Origin of the sequence: Mesorhizobium sp. M1428, from assembly GCF_040317515.1 — a bacterium.
In the GTDB taxonomy this organism is placed as follows: domain Bacteria; phylum Pseudomonadota; class Alphaproteobacteria; order Rhizobiales; family Rhizobiaceae; genus Mesorhizobium.
Map to the genome: position 1 here is coordinate 1 of NZ_JAMYKT010000047.1, position 22,454 is coordinate 22,454.

Annotated in this window: 23 protein-coding genes and 1 pseudogene; 6 read left to right on the forward strand and 18 right to left on the reverse strand. The window is 59.2% G+C overall.

The window, feature by feature from the left end; all coding sequences use genetic code 11:
- Positions 1-366 precede the first annotated feature (366 nt).
- From NKG60_RS31150 to NKG60_RS31175, 6 genes are all read right to left on the reverse strand, one after another.
- Entirely contained in the window at positions 367-690 is a 324-nt protein-coding gene (locus NKG60_RS31150; protein WP_352976567.1) for a phage head closure protein, read from the reverse strand.
- A 5-nt stretch (positions 691-695) separates the two neighbouring features.
- Positions 696-1,289 (reverse strand): head-tail connector protein, encoded by a 594-nt coding sequence (locus NKG60_RS31155; RefSeq protein WP_352976569.1) that lies wholly within the window; start codon positions 1,287-1,289, stop codon positions 696-698.
- A 65-nt stretch (positions 1,290-1,354) separates the two neighbouring features.
- Entirely contained in the window at positions 1,355-2,614 is a 1,260-nt protein-coding gene (locus NKG60_RS31160; protein WP_352976571.1) for a phage major capsid protein, read from the reverse strand.
- A 10-nt stretch (positions 2,615-2,624) separates the two neighbouring features.
- Positions 2,625-3,296 (reverse strand): HK97 family phage prohead protease, encoded by a 672-nt coding sequence (locus NKG60_RS31165; protein WP_352976573.1) that lies wholly within the window; start codon positions 3,294-3,296, stop codon positions 2,625-2,627.
- Positions 3,286-4,539: a phage portal protein gene (locus NKG60_RS31170; protein ID WP_352976575.1), complete on the reverse strand. Its 1,254-nt coding sequence runs from the start codon at positions 4,537-4,539 to the stop codon at positions 3,286-3,288. Before NKG60_RS31170 ends, NKG60_RS31165 begins: the two co-directional genes overlap by 11 nt.
- Positions 4,539-6,197, reverse strand: a complete 1,659-nt coding sequence (locus NKG60_RS31175) for a terminase large subunit (protein WP_352976576.1) — start codon at positions 6,195-6,197, stop codon at positions 4,539-4,541. Before NKG60_RS31175 ends, NKG60_RS31170 begins: the two co-directional genes overlap by 1 nt.
- Before the next feature lie 388 nt (positions 6,198-6,585).
- Here NKG60_RS31175 and NKG60_RS31180 point away from each other — a divergent pair, with 388 nt between their 5' ends.
- Both NKG60_RS31180 and NKG60_RS31185 read left to right on the forward strand, forming a co-directional pair.
- On the forward strand, positions 6,586-7,059 hold the full coding sequence (locus NKG60_RS31180; RefSeq protein ID WP_352976578.1) for a hypothetical protein: 474 nt from the start codon (positions 6,586-6,588) through the stop codon (positions 7,057-7,059).
- 301 nt (positions 7,060-7,360) lie between these two features.
- Positions 7,361-8,176: a competence protein CoiA gene (locus tag NKG60_RS31185; RefSeq protein ID WP_352976580.1), complete on the forward strand. Its 816-nt coding sequence runs from the start codon at positions 7,361-7,363 to the stop codon at positions 8,174-8,176.
- A gap of 702 nt (positions 8,177-8,878) precedes the next feature.
- Here the strand turns inward: NKG60_RS31185 and NKG60_RS31190 are convergent.
- From NKG60_RS31190 to NKG60_RS31220, 7 genes are all read right to left on the reverse strand, one after another.
- Positions 8,879-9,181 carry a hypothetical protein gene (locus NKG60_RS31190; RefSeq protein WP_352976582.1) on the reverse strand — a complete coding sequence of 101 codons (303 nt, stop codon included), beginning with the start codon at positions 9,179-9,181 and terminating at the stop codon, positions 8,879-8,881.
- Positions 9,178-10,212, reverse strand: coding sequence for a hypothetical protein (locus NKG60_RS31195; RefSeq protein ID WP_352976584.1), 1,035 nt, complete (start codon positions 10,210-10,212; stop codon positions 9,178-9,180). Before NKG60_RS31195 ends, NKG60_RS31190 begins: the two co-directional genes overlap by 4 nt.
- The gene (locus NKG60_RS31200; protein WP_352976586.1) at positions 10,209-10,439 is read right to left on the reverse strand and encodes a hypothetical protein; all 231 of its coding nucleotides are present in this window, start codon (positions 10,437-10,439) and stop codon (positions 10,209-10,211) included. The genes NKG60_RS31195 and NKG60_RS31200 overlap by 4 nt, the downstream gene beginning before the upstream one ends.
- Positions 10,436-10,642 (reverse strand): hypothetical protein, encoded by a 207-nt coding sequence (locus NKG60_RS31205; RefSeq protein WP_352976588.1) that lies wholly within the window; start codon positions 10,640-10,642, stop codon positions 10,436-10,438. The genes NKG60_RS31200 and NKG60_RS31205 overlap by 4 nt, the downstream gene beginning before the upstream one ends.
- Positions 10,639-10,839, reverse strand: coding sequence for a DNA-binding protein (locus NKG60_RS31210; RefSeq protein ID WP_352976590.1), 201 nt, complete (start codon positions 10,837-10,839; stop codon positions 10,639-10,641). Before NKG60_RS31210 ends, NKG60_RS31205 begins: the two co-directional genes overlap by 4 nt.
- A gap of 154 nt (positions 10,840-10,993) precedes the next feature.
- The gene (locus NKG60_RS31215) at positions 10,994-12,253 is read right to left on the reverse strand and encodes a tyrosine-type recombinase/integrase (RefSeq protein ID WP_352976592.1); all 1,260 of its coding nucleotides are present in this window, start codon (positions 12,251-12,253) and stop codon (positions 10,994-10,996) included.
- Positions 12,254-12,561: 308 nt separating this feature from the next.
- Positions 12,562-12,858, reverse strand: coding sequence for a DUF982 domain-containing protein (locus tag NKG60_RS31220; protein ID WP_023678889.1), 297 nt, complete (start codon positions 12,856-12,858; stop codon positions 12,562-12,564).
- 296 nt (positions 12,859-13,154) lie between these two features.
- On the opposite strand from NKG60_RS31220, the gene map reads away from it, so the two are divergent.
- Positions 13,155-13,982 carry a type I methionyl aminopeptidase gene (map, locus tag NKG60_RS31225; RefSeq protein WP_352865130.1) on the forward strand — a complete coding sequence of 276 codons (828 nt, stop codon included), beginning with the start codon at positions 13,155-13,157 and terminating at the stop codon, positions 13,980-13,982.
- Positions 13,983-14,034: 52 nt separating this feature from the next.
- Positions 14,035-14,781: a RadC family protein gene (gene radC / locus NKG60_RS31230; protein WP_352865131.1), complete on the forward strand. Its 747-nt coding sequence runs from the start codon at positions 14,035-14,037 to the stop codon at positions 14,779-14,781.
- 78 nt (positions 14,782-14,859) lie between these two features.
- Here the strand turns inward: radC and NKG60_RS31235 are convergent, their stop codons facing one another.
- Both NKG60_RS31235 and NKG60_RS31240 read right to left on the reverse strand, forming a co-directional pair.
- Complete coding sequence (locus tag NKG60_RS31235) at positions 14,860-16,389, reverse strand: MFS transporter (protein WP_352865133.1); 1,530 nt, start codon at positions 16,387-16,389, stop codon at positions 14,860-14,862.
- A gap of 61 nt (positions 16,390-16,450) precedes the next feature.
- Positions 16,451-16,894, reverse strand: a complete 444-nt coding sequence (locus NKG60_RS31240) for a DUF417 family protein (RefSeq protein WP_352865135.1) — start codon at positions 16,892-16,894, stop codon at positions 16,451-16,453.
- Positions 16,895-16,985: 91 nt separating this feature from the next.
- On the opposite strand from NKG60_RS31240, the gene NKG60_RS31245 reads away from it, so the two are divergent.
- Together NKG60_RS31245 and NKG60_RS31250 are read left to right on the forward strand one after the other, a co-directional pair.
- On the forward strand, positions 16,986-17,507 hold the full coding sequence (locus NKG60_RS31245; protein ID WP_352976596.1) for a MarR family winged helix-turn-helix transcriptional regulator: 522 nt from the start codon (positions 16,986-16,988) through the stop codon (positions 17,505-17,507).
- A 232-nt stretch (positions 17,508-17,739) separates the two neighbouring features.
- Positions 17,740-17,904: pseudogene (locus tag NKG60_RS31250) on the forward strand (JAB domain-containing protein); the annotation flags it as partial.
- A gap of 81 nt (positions 17,905-17,985) precedes the next feature.
- On the opposite strand, the gene NKG60_RS31255 reads toward NKG60_RS31250, so the two are convergent.
- From NKG60_RS31255 to NKG60_RS31265, 3 genes are all read right to left on the reverse strand, one after another.
- Positions 17,986-20,565 carry a bifunctional diguanylate cyclase/phosphodiesterase gene (locus tag NKG60_RS31255; RefSeq protein WP_352667989.1) on the reverse strand — a complete coding sequence of 860 codons (2,580 nt, stop codon included), beginning with the start codon at positions 20,563-20,565 and terminating at the stop codon, positions 17,986-17,988.
- A gap of 481 nt (positions 20,566-21,046) precedes the next feature.
- Positions 21,047-21,913: a class I SAM-dependent methyltransferase gene (locus NKG60_RS31260; protein WP_352865139.1), complete on the reverse strand. Its 867-nt coding sequence runs from the start codon at positions 21,911-21,913 to the stop codon at positions 21,047-21,049.
- A gap of 233 nt (positions 21,914-22,146) precedes the next feature.
- Positions 22,147-22,454, reverse strand: a 308-nt coding sequence (locus NKG60_RS31265; RefSeq protein ID WP_352667984.1) for a glycosyltransferase, incomplete at its 5' end; no start/stop codon positions are given.

Consider the following 22,454-nt stretch of genomic DNA (forward strand, 5'->3'; position numbering starts at 1 on the left):
AGCCGATCTCCGATCCCAATACAGAATCGGCAACCTCACAGATCGCGACCACTCCCGAAAGGTGGTCCCACAACAGCGCTTACGGCAGTTTTCTCGGTCGGCGCCTTCAGGTTGACCCTGCTGCCAGGTGGGGCGCTGGTGACCTCGCAGACATGTTTCAATGATCGCGGCGGCTTCATCATCCGCGCGCTGCCATGAATGGCCCTCAAGGCACAATGCAGAACGGAGTCCTGCACGACATGCCCCCTCGTTCTCGAACGGACTTAGACGCCAGTCGGCCAGGACGTCCATCATTTGGCTGACGATGTGTTTTCGCTTATCGCCTCCAAAGATCGGGCGTTGCGCCGCCGTCTTCTCCATGATGGCTTAAGACTTGAATTCCGCTGTGATCTCGGTTCCCTCTCGGAAGCCAAGCTCGCGCAGTCCCTTGATGTCGTAAGTCACTCCCTCGCACTCGACGCGGTCCACTTCGGAGATGTCGGCGAGATAGCGGATGCGGAAGATGACCAGGCGCACGGCGTAGCGCTGATGCTGATCAGGCGCGAAACGCTCGTCTTCTTTTTTCTGGATTTTCTCAGCCCAAACGGTGCGCCACGTTTGCCACTCAAACACAGGCGAGTTCAGCAAATCGGTTCCGGTCTCAACGCGCCGAAGGATGAGAAGGCGCCGGTTCATGGTGCCGATGCGCATGGGGCTCACCGATAGATGCGAAATGGCGCGATCAGACCGCAGGCCAGGAGCGGGATTTCGTGCGGCGTGCTGAACGCTATTGGCTGGCGTTGTTCGTAGAAGTGAGCAGCCATGACGTTGATCGCTTGGAGAATTGGCGGCGGAACGTTCTCTTCGCTATCGCCATAGCCGGCGCGAAAGCGAACCTGCACAGCGTCAGCAACAAAGCGGCTATCAGGCCAGGTCTCGCCATAGGCCGGGGCGATTTCAGGCCGCCAGGAACCGGCGCCAGAGACGCGATATGCCGACGGATCCAACGTTTGCAGATCCCCGTCGGTATCGAGATATTTGAGGTGAATAACCTCCTGCAGTGGCGGAAGGGGGAGCTCGATGCATGTTGGAAAGCAATCGAGGTAGAGCGTCCACTCTTGCGTAAGCAGGCAGCGCCCAAGCCGCCCCTTGTTCCCGTCCAGGCGCGAGACTGCCGCGCGGATGCACGACAGAATGTAGGCCTTGTCGGTCGGTAGGGAACCGCCAAATTCGACGCGAAGGTGATCGCATACCTGCCGCAAAATCAGGTCGGCAAGGGATTCCGGCGGGGTTTCGAGCACAAGGTTCATGTCGACTCTCGCAAAGAGGAAAGGGCGGCTCTGAAGCCGCCCTCTAGGTCAATGGGTGCGCCTGATTAGGCGTTGAGTGACGGAGAAGCGCCCAAGTCGAAATAGCCGTGCACGAACGACTCCGGCCGGTTCACCGCAAGGGCGAGCCGCTCTTCGGCACGGATAGCGACGAGGTTTCGGACGAAGAAATCGTCGTGGTCGGTGGAGACCTCCACCGCGGCGTCTTCGCGATCGAAAACCTGCGCGCCCATGGTGGCGCCGACCAGGAATTCACCCGAGGTAATGGCAGTCGTTTCGACAACGGCAAGACGCCACAGTTGCATGGTGCCGCCCGTCTGCACCTGGATCCAGATATAGCGGTGATCGTCGTCCTTCGTCAGTTCGATCGCCGCCCAGTCGTTCGGGTTGAGCACTACGAAAGTCGGACGATATTCCGCGTTTCGAACCTGAAGACTGGCGCGGCGGATCGTGTCAATCCGCGTGTCAGTAACCCCATTGCTGAGCGTCGACTGAGAGAACGCCGTCGCCTGCGGAATGATGCCGTGAAGGTTCTGCCCCGTGCCGTCGCCGGCAAGAAGCTGGTTCTCCTCCACGTACTTCAGGCCGAAGGTCGCCCGGCCGTCGATGTAACTCATCAACATCGGGACGTCGGCCAAAACCTGCTTCGAGGCTGCGAACCAATGCGCGATGGTGCGAACGTTGGTCGTGACGAGTTCGAACTTCAGATCCGACTGCGGCTTTGCAGCGCCTTCCGCAACGGGCGCCGCGTTGTTGGTGAAGCCGGTTTCCTGCATGAATTCGATCGCATTGGAAGACGTGCGGCCGGGCAGGAGAAGGTCACGGATCGTCAGTTCGCGCACGGCCGGCGTGATGATGCCAGGCGCACGATCCGGCCGGATGAGATCGCCGGCGGAGCCAGCGGCGTCGGTCGTCGCAGAGGTGATCGCCGCTGCCTTGAGGTTCAGGCGCGCGGTGCCGCGTCCCTTGCTCTGTAGCGTCTTGAAATCGTCGGTCTCGGTCAGTTGTTCGCCGATCGACTTTGCAGGAGTGTCGCCGAAGCTGCGACGAGACAGCTTCTGTTCGACTTGGAGGAGACGATCCTGAAGGCTGGCGCCATCAGTCGAAAGCTTGGTGAGCGCCGCCTTTGTTTCGTCCAGAACCTTGCCGTGCGTCTTTATTTCCTCGCTCGCCTTGGTGGCAAAGGTCTGGATTTCAGTGTCGCGCGCCTTGAGCGCGTCCATCACGCTCTTGAACTCGTTCTGATCCTCAAGGCGATCGCCGACCGCCTTCCGGCGAAACTCGCCGGCCGGGTAATGTTTTGTCATTTTCTTGTCCTCAGATTGGGGGAAGAGAGAAGCCCTGCAGCGCCTTCACAAGGTCACTGGCGGCCATTGCATTCGCCGGGTCTGCTGACTCGCTCAGCAAATGCTTCAGTCCGCGGTTGGCGATCACCGCGGACTGGGAACGTGAGAATCCTGCCTCTCGCAGAAGTCTCTCGAACTCGGGAAGTGTGGGGAGCCCGCCGTGAGCGAGCTTCATCTTGATCGCGTCAATTCTTGCATCGTCATTCGCCGGCATGGTGACGATAGACACCTCCTCGAGGTCGACTCGAGTCAGCGTGTGAACGCCGGTCTTTTCGTCGTAAGAAGATTCCCTTAGCCAAAACCCGATCGACAGTCCGGTGACGGCGCCCGCCTTCATGAGCGCGTGGGCTTCCCGGGCTTTTGCGACATCGGCGGTCAGCAGCCGGCCCTCGACATAGAGACCTTTGTCGTCTTCCTCGACCTTGGAGTACGTCCCGAGCGGGGAGTCGGTTCGGTGTTGCCAAAGGATCGGGACCGGTCGATTGCGTGCCTTCCGGTCCGTCAACGTGGCAGCGAATGCACCAGGCGCGACGACCTCATTGTAGGTGTCCACGACGCCGAACACCGAACCGTAGCCAGAAAAAAAGCCGTCATCTTTGACGGCTTTGATGGACAGGTCGAAGTCGCGAATTTTAATCGACATTCTTGTTTTCCTCGATGCCAAGCCAGGACCGAAAAGCGGCCTTCGCCGCGGCGGTGTTGTCGCCTCCAAGCCTGTCCAGTGGCGCCAGATTGGTTTGCGCGGTCAGGGCATCGGCGACACTGCCGGCGTGAGGCAGATTGAGCTTCGCCCGGGCCTCGTTGCGGCTCATGAGAGCGTTCTGGACCATGGTCGACAGGAACGACGCCTTAGCCACGCTGTCGGCCTGCAACAGGGCTTCGCGGTTGAACTCCGGATAAATGCGCCGGCGCTCGCCAGGGCCAATCAGTTGCTTGGCGATACGCTTTTCTATCCGCGTGAGCACCGGGTTCAGTCCAGTTGTCAGCCACTGCAAAAGCAATTGCTCGATACCGGTTCCCCAAGCGGTCACGCCCTGCGCAGCATGGCCGATCACAACCGGCGGCACGCCGAACCATCTGCAGATTTCTTCGACGTTGAAGCGGCGGGTCTCCAACATCTGCATGTCTTCAGGTGCTAAGGAGAGTTGTTCGAACTTCAACCCCGCTTCCAAGATCATGAGCTTGCCGGCATTGGTGGAGCCGGCGTACTTCGCCATGATCGATTCAAGCTGAGGACGTTGTTCCTCTGAGATTTCGGCTGCAGTGGTGAGGATGCCCGAGGGCATTAATCCGGATCCGAAGATTTTCCCCGCCGCTTCGTCGGAGGCGATCGCGCTGCCGAATGTCTGAACGCCGAATCTGATCGGTGAGAGGCCGCAGTCCCCGCCGAAACCGAATCCGCGAATGTGGAGGACTGATTCAGCCGGAAGATCGACCTGTTTGCCGCGATCGGTGAATTTGTAGCGGAGCTCGCCCGCCTCTCGAGAAACATTCACCTGGTCGGCCGGAAGCAGATTCAACGCCGTGATACGGTCACCAAGTTTGACGATCTCCGCAAAGCTATTACCCCGCACCATCAGCCAGGCGACCATGGCGCCCCAGAACTCGAATGCGGTCTGATCGGAGTTCGGACTATCGCCGATGATTTCTGCCAACGGGTGATCGATAGGATTGCGGCCGCCGCGACCGTCCTTTTCGAAGACCTGCAACGGCAGGCAAGAGGCGGCCTCAGAGTTGAGGCGGACGCAAGACCACACAGTTGCCAGTTGCATCGCTGTATTGTCGGTGACGGCCTTCCCGGCAGCGCTGGCGCCCCCATAGAAATACGACCAGGGCGCCGTGTCGGGGAGGCCGAAGCGCCGGCCAATCCAAGATTTGAAATTCATTAGATCACCATGACGGGGTTTCTTAGGAAGCCCTTCAGCGAAGGCTTCACCGGTGGAGGCTCGAAGCGATTGGCGACCTGCAACGCCATGGCGAGCGCAACGGCGCCGTCCACGCGAACCGTGCCCCGGCCGTTTGATTTTTCTTTGTTGATCTTCAGGTTGCCCGCGGCGTCGCTGACTGTGATTGCGCCGGCTACTGCAGCAGTCAAAACGGGGTGTCCCGCGTGTCGAAGCTTCCCGGACAGGGCGAGTTCTGCGAAACGCTCTACGGCCGGGCCCATGCTGACGAAGCCCTGCCGGAACGGTTCGAGCGGTATCTCACAGGCAATGTCAGCCAGGTCACCCTTGAGATCGTCAACGCGATACGTGTCGAAGCCGATCGATTTGATGTCGAATTCCTTGGCGAGTTTCGCCAGTTCGGCAGCAACGAAGCTGTAGCGAATAGTCGGGCCTGGTATTGCGGCCATATGGCCTTCGCCGATCCACCGCCGGAACCTCTCCTGTTCGGCGGGCCGACGAGCTTCAAGTTGACCCTGAGGCGTCCAGAAAAATGGCAATACGTCGAATGTCGGATCCGGATCGTCCGACGGGAAGCACAGGACTAGGGCTGTGAGGTCATTCTTGCCACTCAGATCCAGGCCGCCGAAGCAGGCACGGCCTTTCAATGCGGCCCGATCGACCAGGCCGGCATTCTGCTTCCAGACGGGAAGCGTCACGATCCGGCTTTCCGGATTGGCGTCGGCGCGCTGGTTTAGCCGCAGGCGCCGATATGAACTCTCGAACGCCGGCATGCGCCGGGCGCGGTCGCGGGATTTCTGAAGCGCCGCAAGGTCGAGGAAATGGCCGTAGGCAGGATTGCAGGCCTTAATCGTCTCGTCACTGAATGGGTCCGCGTCTTCCGGCGCGGAGTGAAGCTGGAGGTAGGTGGAAGGATCAGTGCCGGTCAGTGCGTCGTCAATCAACCTGGAGAGTGGATGGTCGTCACTATCGTTTTGGGTCGAAAGGACGATGCCGAGCGTTTCGTCTCGCTTGCCTTCCGATTCCATCAACACGCTGAGGAGCGCGCCGTCTGGCGCTTCCCCGAGCTCGTCGTAGGCCCACAACGTCGGAGAGAGACCCTGTGAGCGGCGAGCGTCCGCAGATAGAGCCTCGTAAACGGAATCGAGCCCGTCCCCCTCGAGTACGTGAATCTTTTTGTGGAAGTCGACTATGTTCACCCGGGCGGCAAATTCCGGGACGCGAAGGATTGTCGCCTTCATTTCATCGAAAATCAGTCCCGCCTTGCCGCGATCGATGGACGCCGAAAACACGGCACCACGCTCTTCGGACTCCGGACCCAGAAGCGCCGCCAGGCAGATCCCGGCAATCAAGCCAGTTTTACCGTTGCCTTTCGGCTGGCTGAGAATGGCGAGTGAGACCTTGCGTTTTCCGCCCTTGTTGGTCGCAAAGACGTTTTCGATGAATTCCCGCTGTGATGGCAACAGCCGCATTTTCTTGCCGCGGCGGATGCCCTTGGTGACGGGGAGCCACTGAAGGAAAGCGATCATCCGCTCCGCGCGAGAGAGGCCCTTCTTTTTCCAAGGCAGGCGCCGCTTGGTTTCTGCAGCCTGCTCTTTTGCAAGGCGCTGGCGAGCCGCGCCCGGTCCGCGCAAGCGCATGCCGAAACCTCACTGAAATTATATGGCGGGCGATCATGTCGTGACCGCCCGCCCTCGATCGCGTCGACCTTGACCCCTCCAAAGCCCGCACGGGCATGGAGCGCCGGGGAGGTTGACTTCCGCTAACGGCTCGATCGCAGGGGCCTCTAAGGAGTGGCGCCCCAATGGTGAAAACTAACGAAAACCGAAAACTAACTCTGTGTTGAAGAGGCACGCCGGTCTAAGCGGCAAAAAAGCTGGCGACTTTTGACCCGCCCCGCCCCTCAGACAGGGAAGCGTCGACGCCTGAAGTCGCCAACTTCCCTTTTGTTTTCAATAGGTTATGGTTGACGCGACTGCTGTTCGGACCTAGGCTGCCCCCGAGAACTGCACCAGGGGACCAACTCCGATGCTTGAATACGGCCCGATGATCGTCGTTGCAGTGATCGCCGTTATAGTGGTGATCGGCCTTATCCCGGAAACCGCCGAAGACGCAGCGAGCAAGTTCCGCCGCCAGTGCCGAGTCGACGGAATGGACTTTCCGGAGACAGAGGCGGCAATCGGCATCCGGAAGGCATTCGTCCGGCTGCGCCGGCTGTCGTCCGACCAATGCGTTGCGAGTGGCGGAAAGATGGATCGCGATCAGATTAACCAGATAGCCGCCCACGTCGCCATCGGCCTTGCGGCCGCACATGGGCGGGAAGCTGCGAAGGCCTTCGTTGGCTGGATTGACGACTGTCCAGACGAGGAGATCCTGTACGACGACGCGCGGGCGGCGCGCCATCACAAGACCGTCGACGCGTTGCGCGAAAAGGGCCTCTATCCAATGCCTAAGCACGTCGGCATGCACGAGGACTTCAAGAACGCCTTCAGGATCGTCTAGGGGGTCAAAACCCAATCACGCCGAACGACCGAGTTCGGAACCGCGAAGCTGCCGGTCTGGCGATGAATCACAAACTTGACTGAACTAGTGGGTCAGCTATTATTTCCTGTGCTTTGAGAAAAAGCGGCGCCGGGCACCTTGGTCAGCCGCATGATAACCGACGACGGCTCGCTCCCTCACGTCGAAGATAAGAAGAAACAGCACCAGCTTAGGCTGGCCGCGCTGCCGACATAGCTTCCCAAACAAAGAATCTGGCTGCTGCTGCGATGGCGTGCGGTCCTAACCTCAATTGGAGAAGGTCATGCGGTTTGCATTGGTGAATAGCGTGCGGTGTGAGACCTCGCCTGGATTGATCGGTTGCTGCCCGGGTTGCTCGCAGCCGATGATCGCAAAGTGCGGAATACATAGGGTGTGGCATTGGGCACATCGCGGTAAAAGGAACTGCGATCCATGGTGGGAGCCGGAAACCCCGTGGCATCGCGCTTGGAAGGATCAATTTCCCTCGGAGTGGCAGGAAGTGATCCGGCGTGGCAATGCCGGGGAGAAGCACATTGCGGATGTCAGGACCGAGAATGGCTTGGTTATCGAGTTCCAGCACTCACACCTGCCTACGCCAGAGATGGCTGCACGCGAGGCGTTCCATCGGAACATGGTTTGGGTCGTCGACGGAACGCGGTTGAGTAGGGACCGATACCGGTTTCTTCAAGCTCGAAGCTCTTTTAGACCCACTCACATGAAGAGCCTTTTCGTTGTGTTTTGGCCAAAGGAAGGCTTCCCTTCTACGTGGCTCGACTGCGCCGCGCCGGTCTTCTTTGATTTCGAGGGTTTCGGAACAGCAAACGAAACGTCGGAGAAAAATCGAGACCTGCTCTGGTGCTTGTTGCCGGGGCGTGCAGAGGGGTACGCCGTAGTCGCGGCAGTTTCGCGGGGTATGTTCTTGGATGCGGCTCGGAAGCGGGCGCAGATCATTCCCAGTCAAAAAATAATGGAAATGGTTGCTGCCGATTTGAGGCGCGAGCGAGCGGCTACCGGACTAAACGCCCGGCTTTGGGCATATGCACACCCTCCGCCCCGGAAATGGAGGAATCGACCGTTCCGCCGGCGATCGAGATATTAAGCTGTGCTGACCCATCGCGAGTGGAAGCAAGCTGCACACTGATGCCCTTTGACGAGAAGCAGCTTGAACGTCCGGATCTGGCGCGTAGCGCTGATTGAGTTTTGACCCAGTCACGCACTTCGATTGAACGGATGTCGCGGATCCAGCGGAAGCCCGTCGGCGCCGACGTCGCTCGAGTAGCCGGCGTGTTCCTCTCGCTGTTTGGCGCTGTCGTGGCAACCCTTGCACAAGCTTTGAAGCCGCCCGTTGAAGAATCGGAACCGATCGCCGCGGTGACGCTCAACGTGGTCGGCGACGATAGCGGGCGTCCTTACGCCAGCCCGAGCACAAAATGCGCAGTACGGCTCCCGCTTCAACTGGCGAGCTCGAATGACAAACCACTCCTTTGTCCGATACCAAGCCCGCCACGGCTGTGAAGCGCGGCGCCTTGCATCGTAAGCAGAGTACCGGTCCTTCATTGATTGGCCTGTTCAGGACAAAGAAAACCCGCCGCTGCTGATGGCAGGACGACGGGTGATTCGGCGTATTCGTCAGATATATCGTTCTCGTCGCTTATGACTCGCACTCGTCACCGACGCAAGCCCTGGATGTAAAAGATTTTCTGCCACTAGATTTTGTGTCTACGGAAAGCCCAATGACGCCGCACGCTTTCGGCGGGTGAAGACAATTTTTAGCGTTCAACCGCGCGGGCGCGTTACGAGGTCAACCGAGGCGGCGAAGGTGATTAGCCTTCAATAGATTGATGGTGACGTAGTGCCTTGCCTTCCTAATTTCGGTGGCAATCTCAGAATCGGTCGCGCCGTGTTTTTTTAAATCCTGTGCCGCTTGATGATCAAGTCCGCGCCACCATTTCGCTTCTTCTTCAGGCCGGTTAAGCAGCAACTTTACAAATGCATCGGCTAACCCAATCCAAGCGGTGCGGCCCCAGCAAGCGATTGGCAGTTGGATGACAACCGGCTTCTTCTGCCAATCGAACAGGTCTAACTGGTTCGGATTACGCTTCATCCGACTTGCTCCCCGCGTTCCGAAACTTCGCCTACCTGCTTTGGTTCGAATCCAAGATAGGCCATCAAATTCGCCAATGTGGTCACTTTCAATCCACCTGCCACCATCTGGCGCGCGATCTCTTCAACCCATTCTGGCCGTAACTGATCTCGGATGAAATCATATGGCGGCTGTCCCGTCTCATCTTTCCGGGCACGGGAATCGGTCAAATTGTATCCCATGGCGAACCAACATTGCTCAGCGACATTCGCCAGCGCGTTACCGATCGTTGGTGCCTTAAGAGCCATTGCCTCATCAGAAGGCCATCTATCGCCCCAGGCCGAACGCATTTCTATCGTAGCGACCGGCAACACGCGCGCGTTATCCGTCGGTGAAGTGCTCGACCGTGGCGCTTCCTTGCTATCCGTCTTCATGGCCATCTCATGTTTGAGAGATGACGTTGAAGATAACTCTTTCTCTCGATCGAGAGAATCTTGTCTAGCCTCATCCGCTGCGTGCGAAGGGGAGATTCTTGGGGAGAGAGAAGGGGAAGGTAGAGGGGTATTGCCGCTATGGCCGTAGCAGGTATCTGCCAGTTTCATAGCAGGTAGTTCGCCGTTCCATCGCAGGTAGGTGGCAGTCTCATCGCAGGTATCATCGTTCATACGTGCTATGGCCGTAGCAGGTACGGACATGGAAAAGCGATTAGCGATTCCACTCGCCTTACCGGCTTCGTCATAGATGATTCCGCCCTTTCCTTCGGACTTAAGCCAACCGGCCTTCACGGCCTTTGAGATACATCCCCTGATACCGCTTTCCTTCTTGTTTGCGTAAGTCGCCAAGGTCGCATACTTGCGCACAGTGATGCCGGTTTTCTTATCCATCTGTTCGAATATCCAGAAAAGGACATTCTTCGTAGCGTCAGACAGGGCGTCACTCGGCTGTGACATGACGCCCTTAATCCAAGCCCAGCGATCACCATACGCAATGTCAACTGTCTCAACTGCCGCACCCTCCGGCGAGGCCTCGATGTCAGGCGCAGCGGCGCTCATGCCGACGTGCCTTCACCGAAGACGGGAACGGCTTTGAAGTCACCACGTACGATCGCGCCGAATCCAGCGAATGCCATCGCCAGTTCGTACAAATCGCCATCGTCGATATCGCACGACGTTTGATCCCGCACCGCGGGGTGCATTGCGGAGAAAGTCGCTCTCCGATCCTTCGCGTCAAGCAACCAGCGGGCCAGGGTAATGGCCGCGACAATGTCTTTCGTGGTCATGCTCGCACCCCAATGCGCACATGGGCGTCGACAAGCCGTTCGGCGGCTTCTAAGCGGTCGCGAGCCTTGTCGATCTCGCTTGGCTTAGGCACCAGCCCGCCGCCCTGCTGTCCGGCCTCACGCTGACTGAGGAGGTTTTCCAGACGCAAGCGCGCATTCATCGCCTGTTCCCTGAGGCGGGATAGTTCGTCGGCGCCGGTCATGGCACCGGCTCACGCTTCGGTTCAATTTTCGGCAGCGCCTGCAGATAGGCCGTGTACTCGTCGTCAAGGACGATGGTTTGACGGCCGATCTTTCGAGCAACAAGTTGTCCGGCTTTGATGGCGTCGTACAGGCGCGTTCGCCCACCAGGGTGAATCTGCAAAAGCTCTTCGATTGTGTAAGCTGGTTTTCGCGTCACGGTGATCTCCCAGAAAGGCCGTGCTGCCACGGCGCTATTGATTCTCTGGGTTGGGTGCCCGTTCGCTAGGTTGCGAACCCTTTTAGCGCAAAGCGCTTGAGAACAGATATATGGCGAGGCAATGAATCTCGCAAGGTTGAAATGAACGGCAGTGTCACCGCGCCGCCGCCATTGCCGTCACGTTGCTCTTTTCGCTGATGCCCAATTTCGGGAAATGGGCCCTGATAGTGTCGGCAACATACGATGGCGCCAAGTGCGCATAATGGCGTTCAGTCACTCTGGTATCCGAGTGGCCAAGCTGCGTGGCGATAACCCCCATAGGCACTCCAGCCATGGCCAACGCGCTGGCGTGGGTATGTCTCAAATCGTGGAAGCGAGGCCGCGGCGTGATTTTAGCCGCATCCGACGCGTCGACCATCGGCCGGAAATGCTCCGACTTCTGCCATTCACGACCGCGAAACGGAAAGACGATGGCGTCTCCGAGTTTGCCCGCGATTGCCGTCTTAAAGAACTCAACACCCTCGTCACCCAATACGACATGGCGGGGTTTGCCGGATTTGGAAATCAGGACATGCACGGTGTTCGCGTCCAGATTGATGTCGCTGACCCGAAGCCGGGCAAGCTCGGAGACCCTGCAGCCGGTAAACAATGCGCCACGAACTAGCGCCCTAAATTCTGGCTCGGAAGCGTTTACCAGTCGTCGCTGCTCATCAATGGACAGGTAGCGAATTCTCGCAATTTCGACGTTCTTGAATGGCTTGACCTTCCGCCAGGCCAGATCACTGTCGACAAGCTCTTCGGAGAACGCGAGATTCAAAGCAGCTTTCAAGGTCGTTAGGATCCGGTTAGCCGTGACCTTCCGGGCCCTCGGATCGCCCTCCCCCTCGATCTCTTTGCCGCCTCGGTTCTTTGCAGCCGTTTGCCAAAGATCGGTCTGCCACTCTTTGATTTTTTTTGTGGTGAGCCTATCTACCTCGATCGAACCAAGCGCGGGTTCGATCCGCGCCTTGATGGTTTGCTTGACGCCTCGCATGTCCTTCTTGCCGCGCTGTTCGCAGTCCGCCAGATAGTCGCTGAGCGCGTCTGAGACCGTGTAGGTGGCCTTTGCCCGGCCATGCCCCCTTGCCTCCCGCAGCGCCTTCTCTCGCCACGCGCGGCCCTCTGCCTGCGCATGGGACCAAGAAAGGATGATGGCGCCGTCTGCATCCGCCGTGTCGTCTGCAATCCCGATAGCTTTCTCGACATACTTGCCGTCGACAAAAATCCTAGCCTGCCATTTGCCGCCGCGTGGGCCCTTCCGGTAGCCGACGTGAAAGCCCTCCTCGATCATCCGCCAATGAGGTTTGTCTTGCATCGGCAGCGCAATTCGTGCCGCCCTGGTGTCAAGTCGAGCATCTCTGACGGTGCGAGCCATTTCAGAACGTCCCCCAAGTTTTCCCTAATAAGCGTGACGTGAACGCTTATGAACGGGCGTGAATATCCGTGGAATAAACATATATCTTTCAATATGTTATACACGTTCACGAGCATTCGGGAAAGGGCAAAAGCGACGACTTTCACGGCGGTAACAGGGGTTCGATTCCCCTTGGGCGTACCAGCATTTCAACTTGGCATATGTCTATCGCCAGCGTGATGCTGCGCAAGCTTTGCTTGACCCGCCACTCCGATGGGGATGTCGGCAAAGGAGGGGCGAAGACGACTGAGGATTACGTCGAAGGCTTTCTACGCCCGCAGTCCCCTCGCCTCGCCGCCGCGCTTGCGCGGAACCATCATGTCCCTGGCCAGCAGGCCGCTCACCCGGCAAAAGGCCATGAAGGCCCGCCATGCGTCTTCGGTCTCGACGATGTCCACCGTGGCGCCAAAACAGGCATTGAACGCGGCCTGGTAGGTTGGTCCCTTCCGGCGAACCGGCCACGTTTGCAGGAAATCGAGCGCCTGCTCGACACTGTAGATTTCCTCGACCGGCTGGCCGGGCACAGGCGCGATCCGCACCGGCACCTCGAATTGCAGTCTGTCCATTCGATCTCTCCCGAACCGACGCCCCGCAGCAACGCCGTTGGTCGCAAAAAAAATGCGGTGGCGGCTTAACGCTTGGGCCGCTTCTTGCCTAAAAATGTGTCGTCACTACGGTAGCCAATGAACCCGGCGAAGCGTGGGCCGCAACAGGCAAGGAGAATACCTCACGCGTGAATATCGCCGGTCTTCGGCTGTCGGCGGCAGTTCGTCCTTGAACCTTGCGCTTTCCAGTGCCAAATCTGGGGGAATTTCTCTCGCGGGGCTCATCCAGGCCTCGCATCCCTGCAAGACGGATAAAAATGGTCACCTATCTCGACGCCGCCACGGCACCGCTCAGAAACACCGGCCAGATCCGTCTTTACGACGAGGAAGGTTTTGTCGGCATGCGCAAGGCTTGCGATCTCACCGCGCGCTGCCTCGACGAACTGGTGCCGATGGTGGCGCCCGGCGTCACTACTGAAGCAATCGATCGCTTCGTCTTCGAGTTCGGCATGGACCACGGCGCGCTTCCGGCGACGCTCAACTACCGCGGCTACACGAAATCATCCTGCACCTCGATCAATCACGTCGTCTGTCACGGCATACCCGACAACAAGCCGTTGAAGGATGGCGACATCGTCAATATCGACGTCACCTATATCCTCGACGGCTGGCATGGCGACTCCTCGCGTATGTATCCGGTGGGCACGATCAAGCGTGCCGCGGAGCGGCTGCTCGAAGTCACGTATGAGTGCCTGATGCGCGGCATCGCGGCAATCAAGCCGGGCGCGCGCACCGGCGCCATCGGCGCCGCCATCCAGACCTACGCCGAAGCCGAGCGTTGCTCGGTGGTGCGCGATTTCTGCGGCCATGGCGTCGGCCGGCTGTTTCACGACGCGCCGAATATCCTGCATTACGGCAGCGCCAGCGAAGGCGTCGAGATGCGGCCGGGCATGATCTTCACCGTCGAGCCGATGATCAATCTCGGCCGGCCGCATGTGAAAGTGCTGTCGGACGGCTGGACCGCGGTGACGCGCGACCGTTCGCTGTCGGCGCAGTACGAACACACGATCGGCGTCACCGAGACCGGCTGCGAGATCTTCACGCTATCGCCAAAAAACCTCGACCGCCCCGGCCTGCGGGCCTAGTGTCTGGCAGATCGGGCGTTACCTTGCCCGGTAAATGCTGGGTGGGGCAGCCATGAATGGTGACGACGACGAGCGGGCCTTCTTTCCCGAAAGGCCGGTGCGATCGCCCGCGAAGGCGGTGGCCGCCGACAAGCCACATTATCTCGGCCATCGCGACCGCTTGCGCGAGCGCTTCGCCGCCGGTCCCAACACCCTCCCCGACTATGAACTGCTCGAGCTTTTATTGTTTCGGCTAATCCCGCGCGCCGATACCAAGCCGGTCGCCAAGGCATTGCTGGCACGCTTCGGTACATTGGCCGAGGTCCTCGGCGCGCCCATCGAGCGCCTGCAGGAGGTGAAGGGCATCGGCCCGGCGGTGGCGCTCGACCTCAAGGTGGTTGCGGCAACGGCGCAGCGCATGGCGCGCGGCGAGATCGCCGGCCGCGAGCTGTTGTCGACCTGGACGCAGGTTCTCGAATACTGCCGGTCGGTGATGGCGTTCGAGGAGCGCGAGCAGTTCCGCATCCTGTTCCTCGACAAGAAAAACGCGCTGATCGCCGACGAAGTCCAGCAGGTCGGCACCGTCGACCACACCCCGGTCTATCCGCGCGAGGTGGTCAGGCGCGCCTTGGAGCTCTCTGCCACGGCGATCATTCTGGCGCATAACCATCCGTCGGGAGACCCGACGCCATCGCGCGCCGACATCGAGATGACCAAGCTGATCATCGAGACGGCCAAACCGCTGGGCATTGCCGTTCACGACCACATCATCATCGGCAGGAAAGGCCACTCCAGCATGAAGGGCCTGCTGCTGATTTGATCGAGAATGCCTGCATCACCGCGATCGCGCGCGCACGATGAAGACAAGCGACGATACTGCACTTGGCCAGGCGAGGCGTTATCCCTGCGTCTTCAGCCCCCGAAGCATTGTCACCGCGACAATTGCCGTCAGCAGCACAATCCCCGCGGCAGTCAAGAACGTGATGTCCGCCGCGCTCGTGTACGCGCTTTGCGCTGCCAACAATAACGCGCTGCCGTCGCCGAGACTTGGCGCAAGGCTGCTCGCTGCCCCAATACCGCGTAGCGCGGTCTCTATTGTGTTGGCGGGAATACCCGCGGGCATGGTGACGCCGAGTGCAGAGCGATAAAGGAGGGTGGCAAGACTGCCAAGCAAGGCGATGCCTAGCGCGCCACCGAACTCGGAGGCCGTCTCGGAAAGGGCCGAGGCAGCGCCGGATCGCTCCTTGGGTGCCGCGCTTACGACGAGGTCCGCGACGATCGCAATTCCGGGAGCCGAGCCGATCGAGAACAGCACGTTTCCCAGAACAATCAGAACCAAGCTGTGTATTTCCCCGGCGTGTGCCATCAGGGCGAGACCGCCAGCAGCAAGCGTCAGGCCGAAGCCGAGGACATAAGCTGGCCGCATCAACCTGAGCACAGCCGAAGTCAACAATGATCCCACGATGAAGCCGAGCCCGGCCGGGATGCTCCAGAGGCCCGCTTCCAGGGGGGTTAGCCCCAAGACCAACTGGAGATACTGGGCGACAAGAACGAGAATTCCGAAGCCAACGAAGAAGTCGAGGACGTTAATGCCGAGCGCCGCCACCACAGCCGGCCGCTTGAACAGGCGCAAGTCAAGCAGCGGATCGGGCAAGCTCATCTGCCGCCTCGCGAACACCACTCCGAACAACAGGCCTAGTGCGACCGCGGATGCCGCCCACACGACACTGCCGCCCTCAGCAACTAGCTTGATCCCGAAGACGATCGGCAACACAGCTGCCAGAGACAAGGCAGCACTCAGGATATCAAGTCGCCCGGCGTTTGGGGTCCTGTGCTCGGGCAGCAATACCGGTCCGACTATCAGCAGAAGCGCCGTAATGGGGAGAGGCACCAGAAACACGGCTCCCCACCAGAAGTGTGATAGAAGCAGACCACCAACGACCGGGCCGATCGCGCCGCCAAACGAGAAACTCGCGACCCAGACGCTTACAGCGAAGGTCCGCTGACGGTCATAGCGGAACATGTTGCTGATGAGAGATAGCGTCGAGGGCGCCAGCGTTGCGCCAGCAATCCCGAGCAGTGCCCGAGCCAGGATGAGCATCTCGGCACTGCGCGCAAAGGCTGCGGCCAGCGACAGGAGCCCGAAAGACGTAGATCCAATCAGCAGCAGCTTCCGCCGGCCGATGCGATCGCCAAGAGCTCCCATGATGAGGAGCGACCCGGCCGCCAGGAAGCCGTAGATGTCCACGATCCAGAGCAGTTGCGCGGCCGTGGGCTTGAGGTCGGCGCTTAGCGATGGCACGGCCAGGTTCAGCACGGTCAGATCCATCGCGTAGAGTATGCAGGGCAGCGCTATGATGGCGAGGCCGATCCATTCGCGATGCGTGGCTCGGCCCGAGTGCAGGCCGGTGGTGTCGGATGTGCCCATTGCCATCTCCCGATTGTTGAGGTCCGCTGACGGATTGCCTGGCTGCTTACGCCGCTATCATTCAAAGCGAAGACACGCGCGGCTTTGTGGCCTCCAAGGCCTCACCAGCGGACCAAAGCGCAACCCCGAGAAGGGTCAGGTCCTTGACGATGAAGGCGCCAAGCGCCGGGTCGAGTTGCGGCGTGGTGACAAGGAAACTCAGCGTGACCACCAGCGAGGCAGCGATGCCGTAACTGCCAATTGCCGAGACCCATGGGGTAAAGGGACGCGAGGCCATCATGAGAGCCAAGGCGATCTCCACAACGCCGATGAGGTCCGAGGACAGTTGCTGATTAAGCAGTCCGGGGAGCCAGAATAAGAACGGGCTGTGAACAAGCAACGGATGAATCGCAGTCGCTTCGGCCGCAGTGAACTTCGCCACTCCGAACAACACGAAAAATAGGACAACGCTATATCGAGCTACCACCTGCCCTGCCTCCAGGGTCCATTTCCGCAAAGTTGTCATGACTTTTTCCCTTGAAAAGTGCGTGCTACACGCACATAATAAGTCATATAATTGCTAGCGCCGTCAACCCCTCATGATAAAGACTGCCGCCATGACACGTTTGAGAACCGCCAATATGCTTGCCGCCTTCGCTGGCGAAATCGCTGAGCGCGTGGACGCGACCCTCAAAAGTCACCCCAACCAAACCGACTCTGCCTCAGCTGCGCTCAACATCATGGGCTTTTGGGAGGGCATCACCAACGCGCAGCTCGCGCGGGCGCTAAACCTCTCGCACACTGCGACGGTGCGTCTGGTCGACAAGCTTGAGGCTCAGGGTTTCGTCGAAGCTCGCAAGGGTGAAGACAAGCGTGCTACGCACCTCCACGTCACTCCGGCCGGCCGCGAAGCCGTATTGCCCGCTCTTGTCGCACGTTGCGCGGCGGTCAATGACTATCTTGGGGTCCTCACCGCGGCTGAAGAAAAACAACTCACCGCCCTTCTCGAAAAGCTAATGCGCCCACTAGCGACGGATGCATACGGCGTCAGCCATTTTTGTCGCCTCTGCGAATTTGCGGCGTGTCCCGGGGACCAGTGCCCGATGCACGCCAACATAGAGTCTTGGCCCGAAATTTGACGGACCATGTACCTTGCGTCGCGATATCCGGACGCCGACTCGGCGACGTCCCGAGGGGAGAAGCACCACGGCAACATTCGCTGGACGTCTGATATTTCTCGATGAATGAAGGTGTGAGGGAGCGTGAAGGGTCACGTGGTTCACGCACTACGGATCCCAGGCCCATAACCCCAGCGATTTCTCCAAATCATGACAATTCTGTCAGTTCAATGCGATGGGTCCTGAGGGGAGACTGCTCCACAACCATCCGTCGGGCGACCCGCCGCCGTCGCGCGCCGACATCGAGATGACCAAGCTGATCATAGAGACGGCCAAACCGCTTGGCATTGCCGTTCACGACCACATCATCATCGGCAGGAAAGGCCACTCCAGCATGACGGGCCTGCTGCTGATCTGAGATTTGCTGTTATCAGCTTTGTTGCGCAGATGTACTGCGACGCTCAAGGCGGATCGGGTCGGCAAACTCTGGCGCCGAGGCTCAGCTGGCCGTGCGCAGGCGCCGCGATCGGACAAAGGTCTCAAGTCCCGCGGAATCGAACGCGTGGCCAAAGGCATAACCCTGCAATATGTCGCAGCCCAGGCCCTCGAGTAGCCGCGCGTGCTGCATCGTCTCGACGCCTTCCGCCACGACCTCGATACCCAACGACTTGCCGATTTCAATAATCGACGAGACAACCTGCCTTCTCTGCGGCGATTTGACGATTGGGGTAACCAGCTGCCGATCTATCTTCAGCCGGCGAGGCTGCAACTTCAGCAAACTGACTATCGAAGCGTAACCGGTACCAAAATCGTCTATTTCGATGTCAATCCCCAGTTCTTTTATCTGCTCGATGTTCCAGGTGACAAGATCGTCGTTCTCGTCCAGGAAAATCGACTCAACGAGCTCAAACGAAACTGTTCCTTTCTTGATATTTTGTTCTCGCAGGCTCTTGATGAGCTCTTCGTCTTGAAGGCGCCTCGCCGAGACATTGACCGACACCCGTGGAATGTTAAGTTTTGCCGCGGACCACTCTTCGAAATCCGAAAGCGATTGCTTCAATATGGCTTGATCGATGATCGAGACGACGTTCAGTTCTTCTGCAATCCTCAGGAAGACGTCGGGCGCCAAAATACCCTTTACTGGATGTCGCCACCTCGCAAGCGCCTCAACCCCAACGATTTCGAGCGTCTTTGCGTCAAATTGGGGCTGGTAGAACGGAATGAACTCGTTGCGCTCGAGGCCGCCGAGAATTTCGTCGGCAATCCGCTTTGTGTCGACGATTTCGCTTTGCATCGCGTCGGTGAAGAATTCGTATCGATTGCGCCCACGCCTCTTTGCTCGGTAAAGCGCAATATCGGCGTTCACCAGCAGGTGTTTGGCTTCGACATCTTTTCCGTTGTCGACAGCTATACCCACGCTGACGCCAAAACGGCATCGATGGCCTTGATAGTAGACCGGTTCGCGCATCTGGCTGATGACTCGACCGGCAAGCAGCGCCAGTTGCTTGGTATCGTCGCGTACCACGCACAGAACGATGAATTCGTCTCCTCCGATGCGGGCGACGAATCCCTCGTCGCCGACCTTCGATCTGAGGACTGTCGACGCGTGAACCAACATTGCGTCACCGGCGGCGTGGCCCAGCGTATCGTTGATGTGCTTGAACCGATCCAGATCGATGTGAAGCAGTGCCGCATGCCCGCCTGAGCGCCTGGCGTTTGCCGCGTAGTCTTCCAGTACCTGGTCGAGGTAACGCCGGTTGGGCAAGCCGGTCAGCGAGTCATGAAGCGCGATGTGCTCTATGCGCGCCTTGGCTGACTCGAGTTCTGCATTTTTCGACTCGGACAGCTGTTTTGCGCGAACCAGATCCTTGTTCAGCAGGACGTCGGCAGTCACATCCCATTCCGCGCCGATCATTTTTGGGGTGTCGTTTGTGGCACGGTAAAGGATCGCCTTGGACCGGACATGACGGATTTCGCCATTCGGGCGCACAATCCGGTACTCCGACAAATAGGGTCGTCCGCTGGCCACCGCCCTATCGAAATCTGCGTTGGCGCCAGCCAGATCATCTGGATGGATCGCTCCCGCCCAGTCTGTGTAGCCCCGGTGCTCCCCCGCTGGTTTGCCATATATTTCATTGACGCGTTCATCCCATGTAAGCTCGTTGGTCGCGAGATCGTGTTCCCAAACCCCGATAGCCGAAGCTTCCAGAGCGAGTTCAAGGCGCCGTGACAATCGGCGCAATTCCGCATAATTGCGCTGTCTTTCGCCTATCAGACGACCAGTGACCAGGAAGGGGAACACAACCAAGGCCCCGGCCGTCGCCATGATCGCGCGCAACAACCATGCGTTACTTGGCGTCGAAGGCCAGCCATTCTTGGGAATGGCAGCCAGCTGCCACGAGCCGGAAGGAAGCAAAACGTCAGCCGTCACCGGATCGCTTTTGCTGATCTCCTCATTGCCGTAGAATTGACCACCACGGTGACCAAGGGCGTCCCTGCCGATCAGCGCGACGTCGATCCCGAGATCGCCGTCAAGCATGCCGCTCGCTCTGTAAAGGCGCTGCACGTCGACAACGGCGGAAATGATGCCCCAGAACCTTTCCGTGTTGCCCGCGCTCGGCACGAAAACCGGAAAGCGGCCGATGAAGCCTTGTCCTCCCTGCTTCAGCTCGACGGGACCGGCAAGCACCAGCTTGCGTTCATCTCGCGCCCTTAGCGCAGCCGCACGCTGCCGCTCGTTCTTGCGGTAGTCCAGGCCCATCGCCTGCTCATTACCCTCCATCGGGTACATCAGGGAAACGACCAGATCGGGCGCGCCGGCAATATTGTTCAATTGCGAGTCGGCGCCAAACAGATTGCTCGCCAGCGAGGCGAAGCGTTGCTGTCCCATATAGGGTTCGGTCACGACCGCAGCGACCAATCCACGCACGAGTTGAAGGTTTCCGTTGATATTGCCTTCGAGCTTGGCGCGGATGAGATTGACCTTGGTCAGCACGTCCGCACGGACGGCCTGGTCCGAGACGACTTTGTTCTGGTGCTCCGCGAACGCTGCGCTGATAAGAATGACGACAAGCGCGATCGTCGCCGGAATATTTGCCGACGAAAAGACGACCTCCTTGATGCCGCCGAACCTAGCGCGGAAAAAAGCCAATAGGCGATTCCTCAAGTGCCATTTCAGGTTCCCGGGTCGACCCGATGAGGAACATTAGCGTTCAATGTTTAATTTGACCTTCACGCTCCTTAGAGCTTTTGCACTTTCCGACCGTTGCTGATGTTGCAGGCCCGAGCGGTTGGAGCCAGCCGCCGACTTCCACTGACATGGCCCCACCGATTGAGGTGCGCTGGTGCCGACGATCCAGCGTTTGTCGACCATTCGCGAGGAAGGGAGCAGGAAGCGGCGGCCGGCCGCCGTTTCCTGCTCATCTCGAGGCGTTCGTCTGTGGAAACGGAACCACAGAGAGGCCAGCTAGATCAGGCTTGCTCGGAAGATCGAGGAGCGCGAGCGCAATTGCACACGTCGACGCGCTCCGAACCGAGTACTCAAGCGTGTTGGACCTGGACTAGTGCCCCTCAATCGACTTGGGAGATACAAGGTATGGTATCTTGCCGACGCTGCGCTTCGTCGCGCCAATGGAATAAGCCATCGGTATCTTGGGAGAGTTCTCGGGCAAGCCGTACATGTCCTTGCCGGCCCGTACGGCAAATGAAAAGTGCTGCCATGAAACCGTGTCGTGCTCATTGAGAAAATCGAGCGTCAGACCAGCTGAAATCAGCGCATTCACCACGTCACTGATCGGGTGAATCCACTCATAATATCGAGGATGCTTCAAGATGCGATCATCGCCGGTGTAGGTCAGTTCCTCGTTCCAGGCGAGCGGCCGAGCTATCGGCGTTCGCCAGTCGTGCTTCAATTCGAGGGCCGCGGCCTTTCGATCGCACTGAAACATCAATGGATGGCCCTCGGCCATATAGAGGCGGCCGCCGGGTCGCAGGAGATCGGCAACCACCCGCGCCCAACGGAACACGTCGTCCAGCCAGTTTACCGAACCCCAGGTAACGTAAGCGATGTCAAAGGTCCGGCCGAGCGCTTCCACCGCCTCGAACAGTGGCGCCTCCACGAAGCGCACGTCGGTGCCTGCCTTCGCAGCAAAATCCCGCGCCGCCACGATCGCCGTCGGTGAAAAGTCGAGCCCGGTCACGCTGCCCGCGCCAAGATTCTTCAGGCTGATCGTGTCAAGACCGATGTGACACTGCAGGTGGACGATATCCTTGCCGGCGATATCGCCGAGCTCGCGCATTTCCAGCTCATAGAGATTGGATCCGCCGGCCAGCACATTTTCGATGTGGTAGCTGCCCGTTGTGTCGGTCGAGTGCAGTTCGGCCCGATCATCCCAATTAAGGCGGTTCACGCCCAGAAACCGTTCCAAATTCCCCCACCCCTGACTGACGCATGGTAAACAAGTCGTTAAAGTACCTTTGCAGCGAAAGTATCGCGCGTCAATCCGGACCGGGCGGCAGTGCGCCGCCGCTCGCGAAAGCATTAGCCCCGGGAAGGCTTGCTGCTGATCAAGGGTTCTGGCGCAGTCGCCACGCCCGGCGACAAGGCCCCGCACGCGCCCTGACGTCACCCTAAGTGGTCGGCATGTGGATTAGTCGGTTCTCAGCCCGGCACAGCCACCATTGCGATATTTCTGGAGAGCTCGTTTGTGGGGGCAACTGCGCGTGCTGTGCTGCTCGTGAGTGCTCGGTAGAGTGCCACATAATCGCTGCACATGCGCTCGACCGTGAACCGCTTCTCGAACGTCTGCCGCACTCGTGCGCGATCGAGGCTGTCTATGCGCCGGAGCGCGCCCACAGCTTCCTCCACCGTATCCACGATCCATCCGGACACACCGTCATCGATGATCTCCGGGACGGCGCCACGCCGGAACGCAACCACCGGCGTACCGCAGGCCATTGCTTCGATCG

Coding starts and splice junctions, on each gene's coding strand:
- NKG60_RS31150 (WP_352976567.1), bottom strand. CDS start 690: ATGCGCATCGGCACCATGAACCGGCGCCTTCTCATCCTTCGGCGCGTT.
- NKG60_RS31155 (WP_352976569.1), bottom strand. CDS start 1,289: ATGAACCTTGTGCTCGAAACCCCGCCGGAATCCCTTGCCGACCTGATT.
- NKG60_RS31160 (WP_352976571.1), bottom strand. CDS start 2,614: ATGACAAAACATTACCCGGCCGGCGAGTTTCGCCGGAAGGCGGTCGGC.
- NKG60_RS31165 (WP_352976573.1), bottom strand. CDS start 3,296: ATGTCGATTAAAATTCGCGACTTCGACCTGTCCATCAAAGCCGTCAAA.
- NKG60_RS31170 (WP_352976575.1), bottom strand. CDS start 4,539: ATGAATTTCAAATCTTGGATTGGCCGGCGCTTCGGCCTCCCCGACACG.
- NKG60_RS31175 (WP_352976576.1), bottom strand. CDS start 6,197: ATGCGCTTGCGCGGACCGGGCGCGGCTCGCCAGCGCCTTGCAAAAGAG.
- NKG60_RS31180 (WP_352976578.1), top strand. CDS start 6,586: ATGCTTGAATACGGCCCGATGATCGTCGTTGCAGTGATCGCCGTTATA.
- NKG60_RS31185 (WP_352976580.1), top strand. CDS start 7,361: ATGCGGTTTGCATTGGTGAATAGCGTGCGGTGTGAGACCTCGCCTGGA.
- NKG60_RS31190 (WP_352976582.1), bottom strand. CDS start 9,181: ATGAAGCGTAATCCGAACCAGTTAGACCTGTTCGATTGGCAGAAGAAG.
- NKG60_RS31195 (WP_352976584.1), bottom strand. CDS start 10,212: ATGAGCGCCGCTGCGCCTGACATCGAGGCCTCGCCGGAGGGTGCGGCA.
- NKG60_RS31200 (WP_352976586.1), bottom strand. CDS start 10,439: ATGACCACGAAAGACATTGTCGCGGCCATTACCCTGGCCCGCTGGTTG.
- NKG60_RS31205 (WP_352976588.1), bottom strand. CDS start 10,642: ATGACCGGCGCCGACGAACTATCCCGCCTCAGGGAACAGGCGATGAAT.
- NKG60_RS31215 (WP_352976592.1), bottom strand. CDS start 12,253: ATGGCTCGCACCGTCAGAGATGCTCGACTTGACACCAGGGCGGCACGA.
- NKG60_RS31220 (WP_023678889.1), bottom strand. CDS start 12,858: ATGGACAGACTGCAATTCGAGGTGCCGGTGCGGATCGCGCCTGTGCCC.
- map (WP_352865130.1), top strand. CDS start 13,155: ATGGTCACCTATCTCGACGCCGCCACGGCACCGCTCAGAAACACCGGC.
- radC (WP_352865131.1), top strand. CDS start 14,035: ATGAATGGTGACGACGACGAGCGGGCCTTCTTTCCCGAAAGGCCGGTG.
- NKG60_RS31235 (WP_352865133.1), bottom strand. CDS start 16,389: ATGGGCACATCCGACACCACCGGCCTGCACTCGGGCCGAGCCACGCAT.
- NKG60_RS31240 (WP_352865135.1), bottom strand. CDS start 16,894: ATGACAACTTTGCGGAAATGGACCCTGGAGGCAGGGCAGGTGGTAGCT.
- NKG60_RS31245 (WP_352976596.1), top strand. CDS start 16,986: ATGACACGTTTGAGAACCGCCAATATGCTTGCCGCCTTCGCTGGCGAA.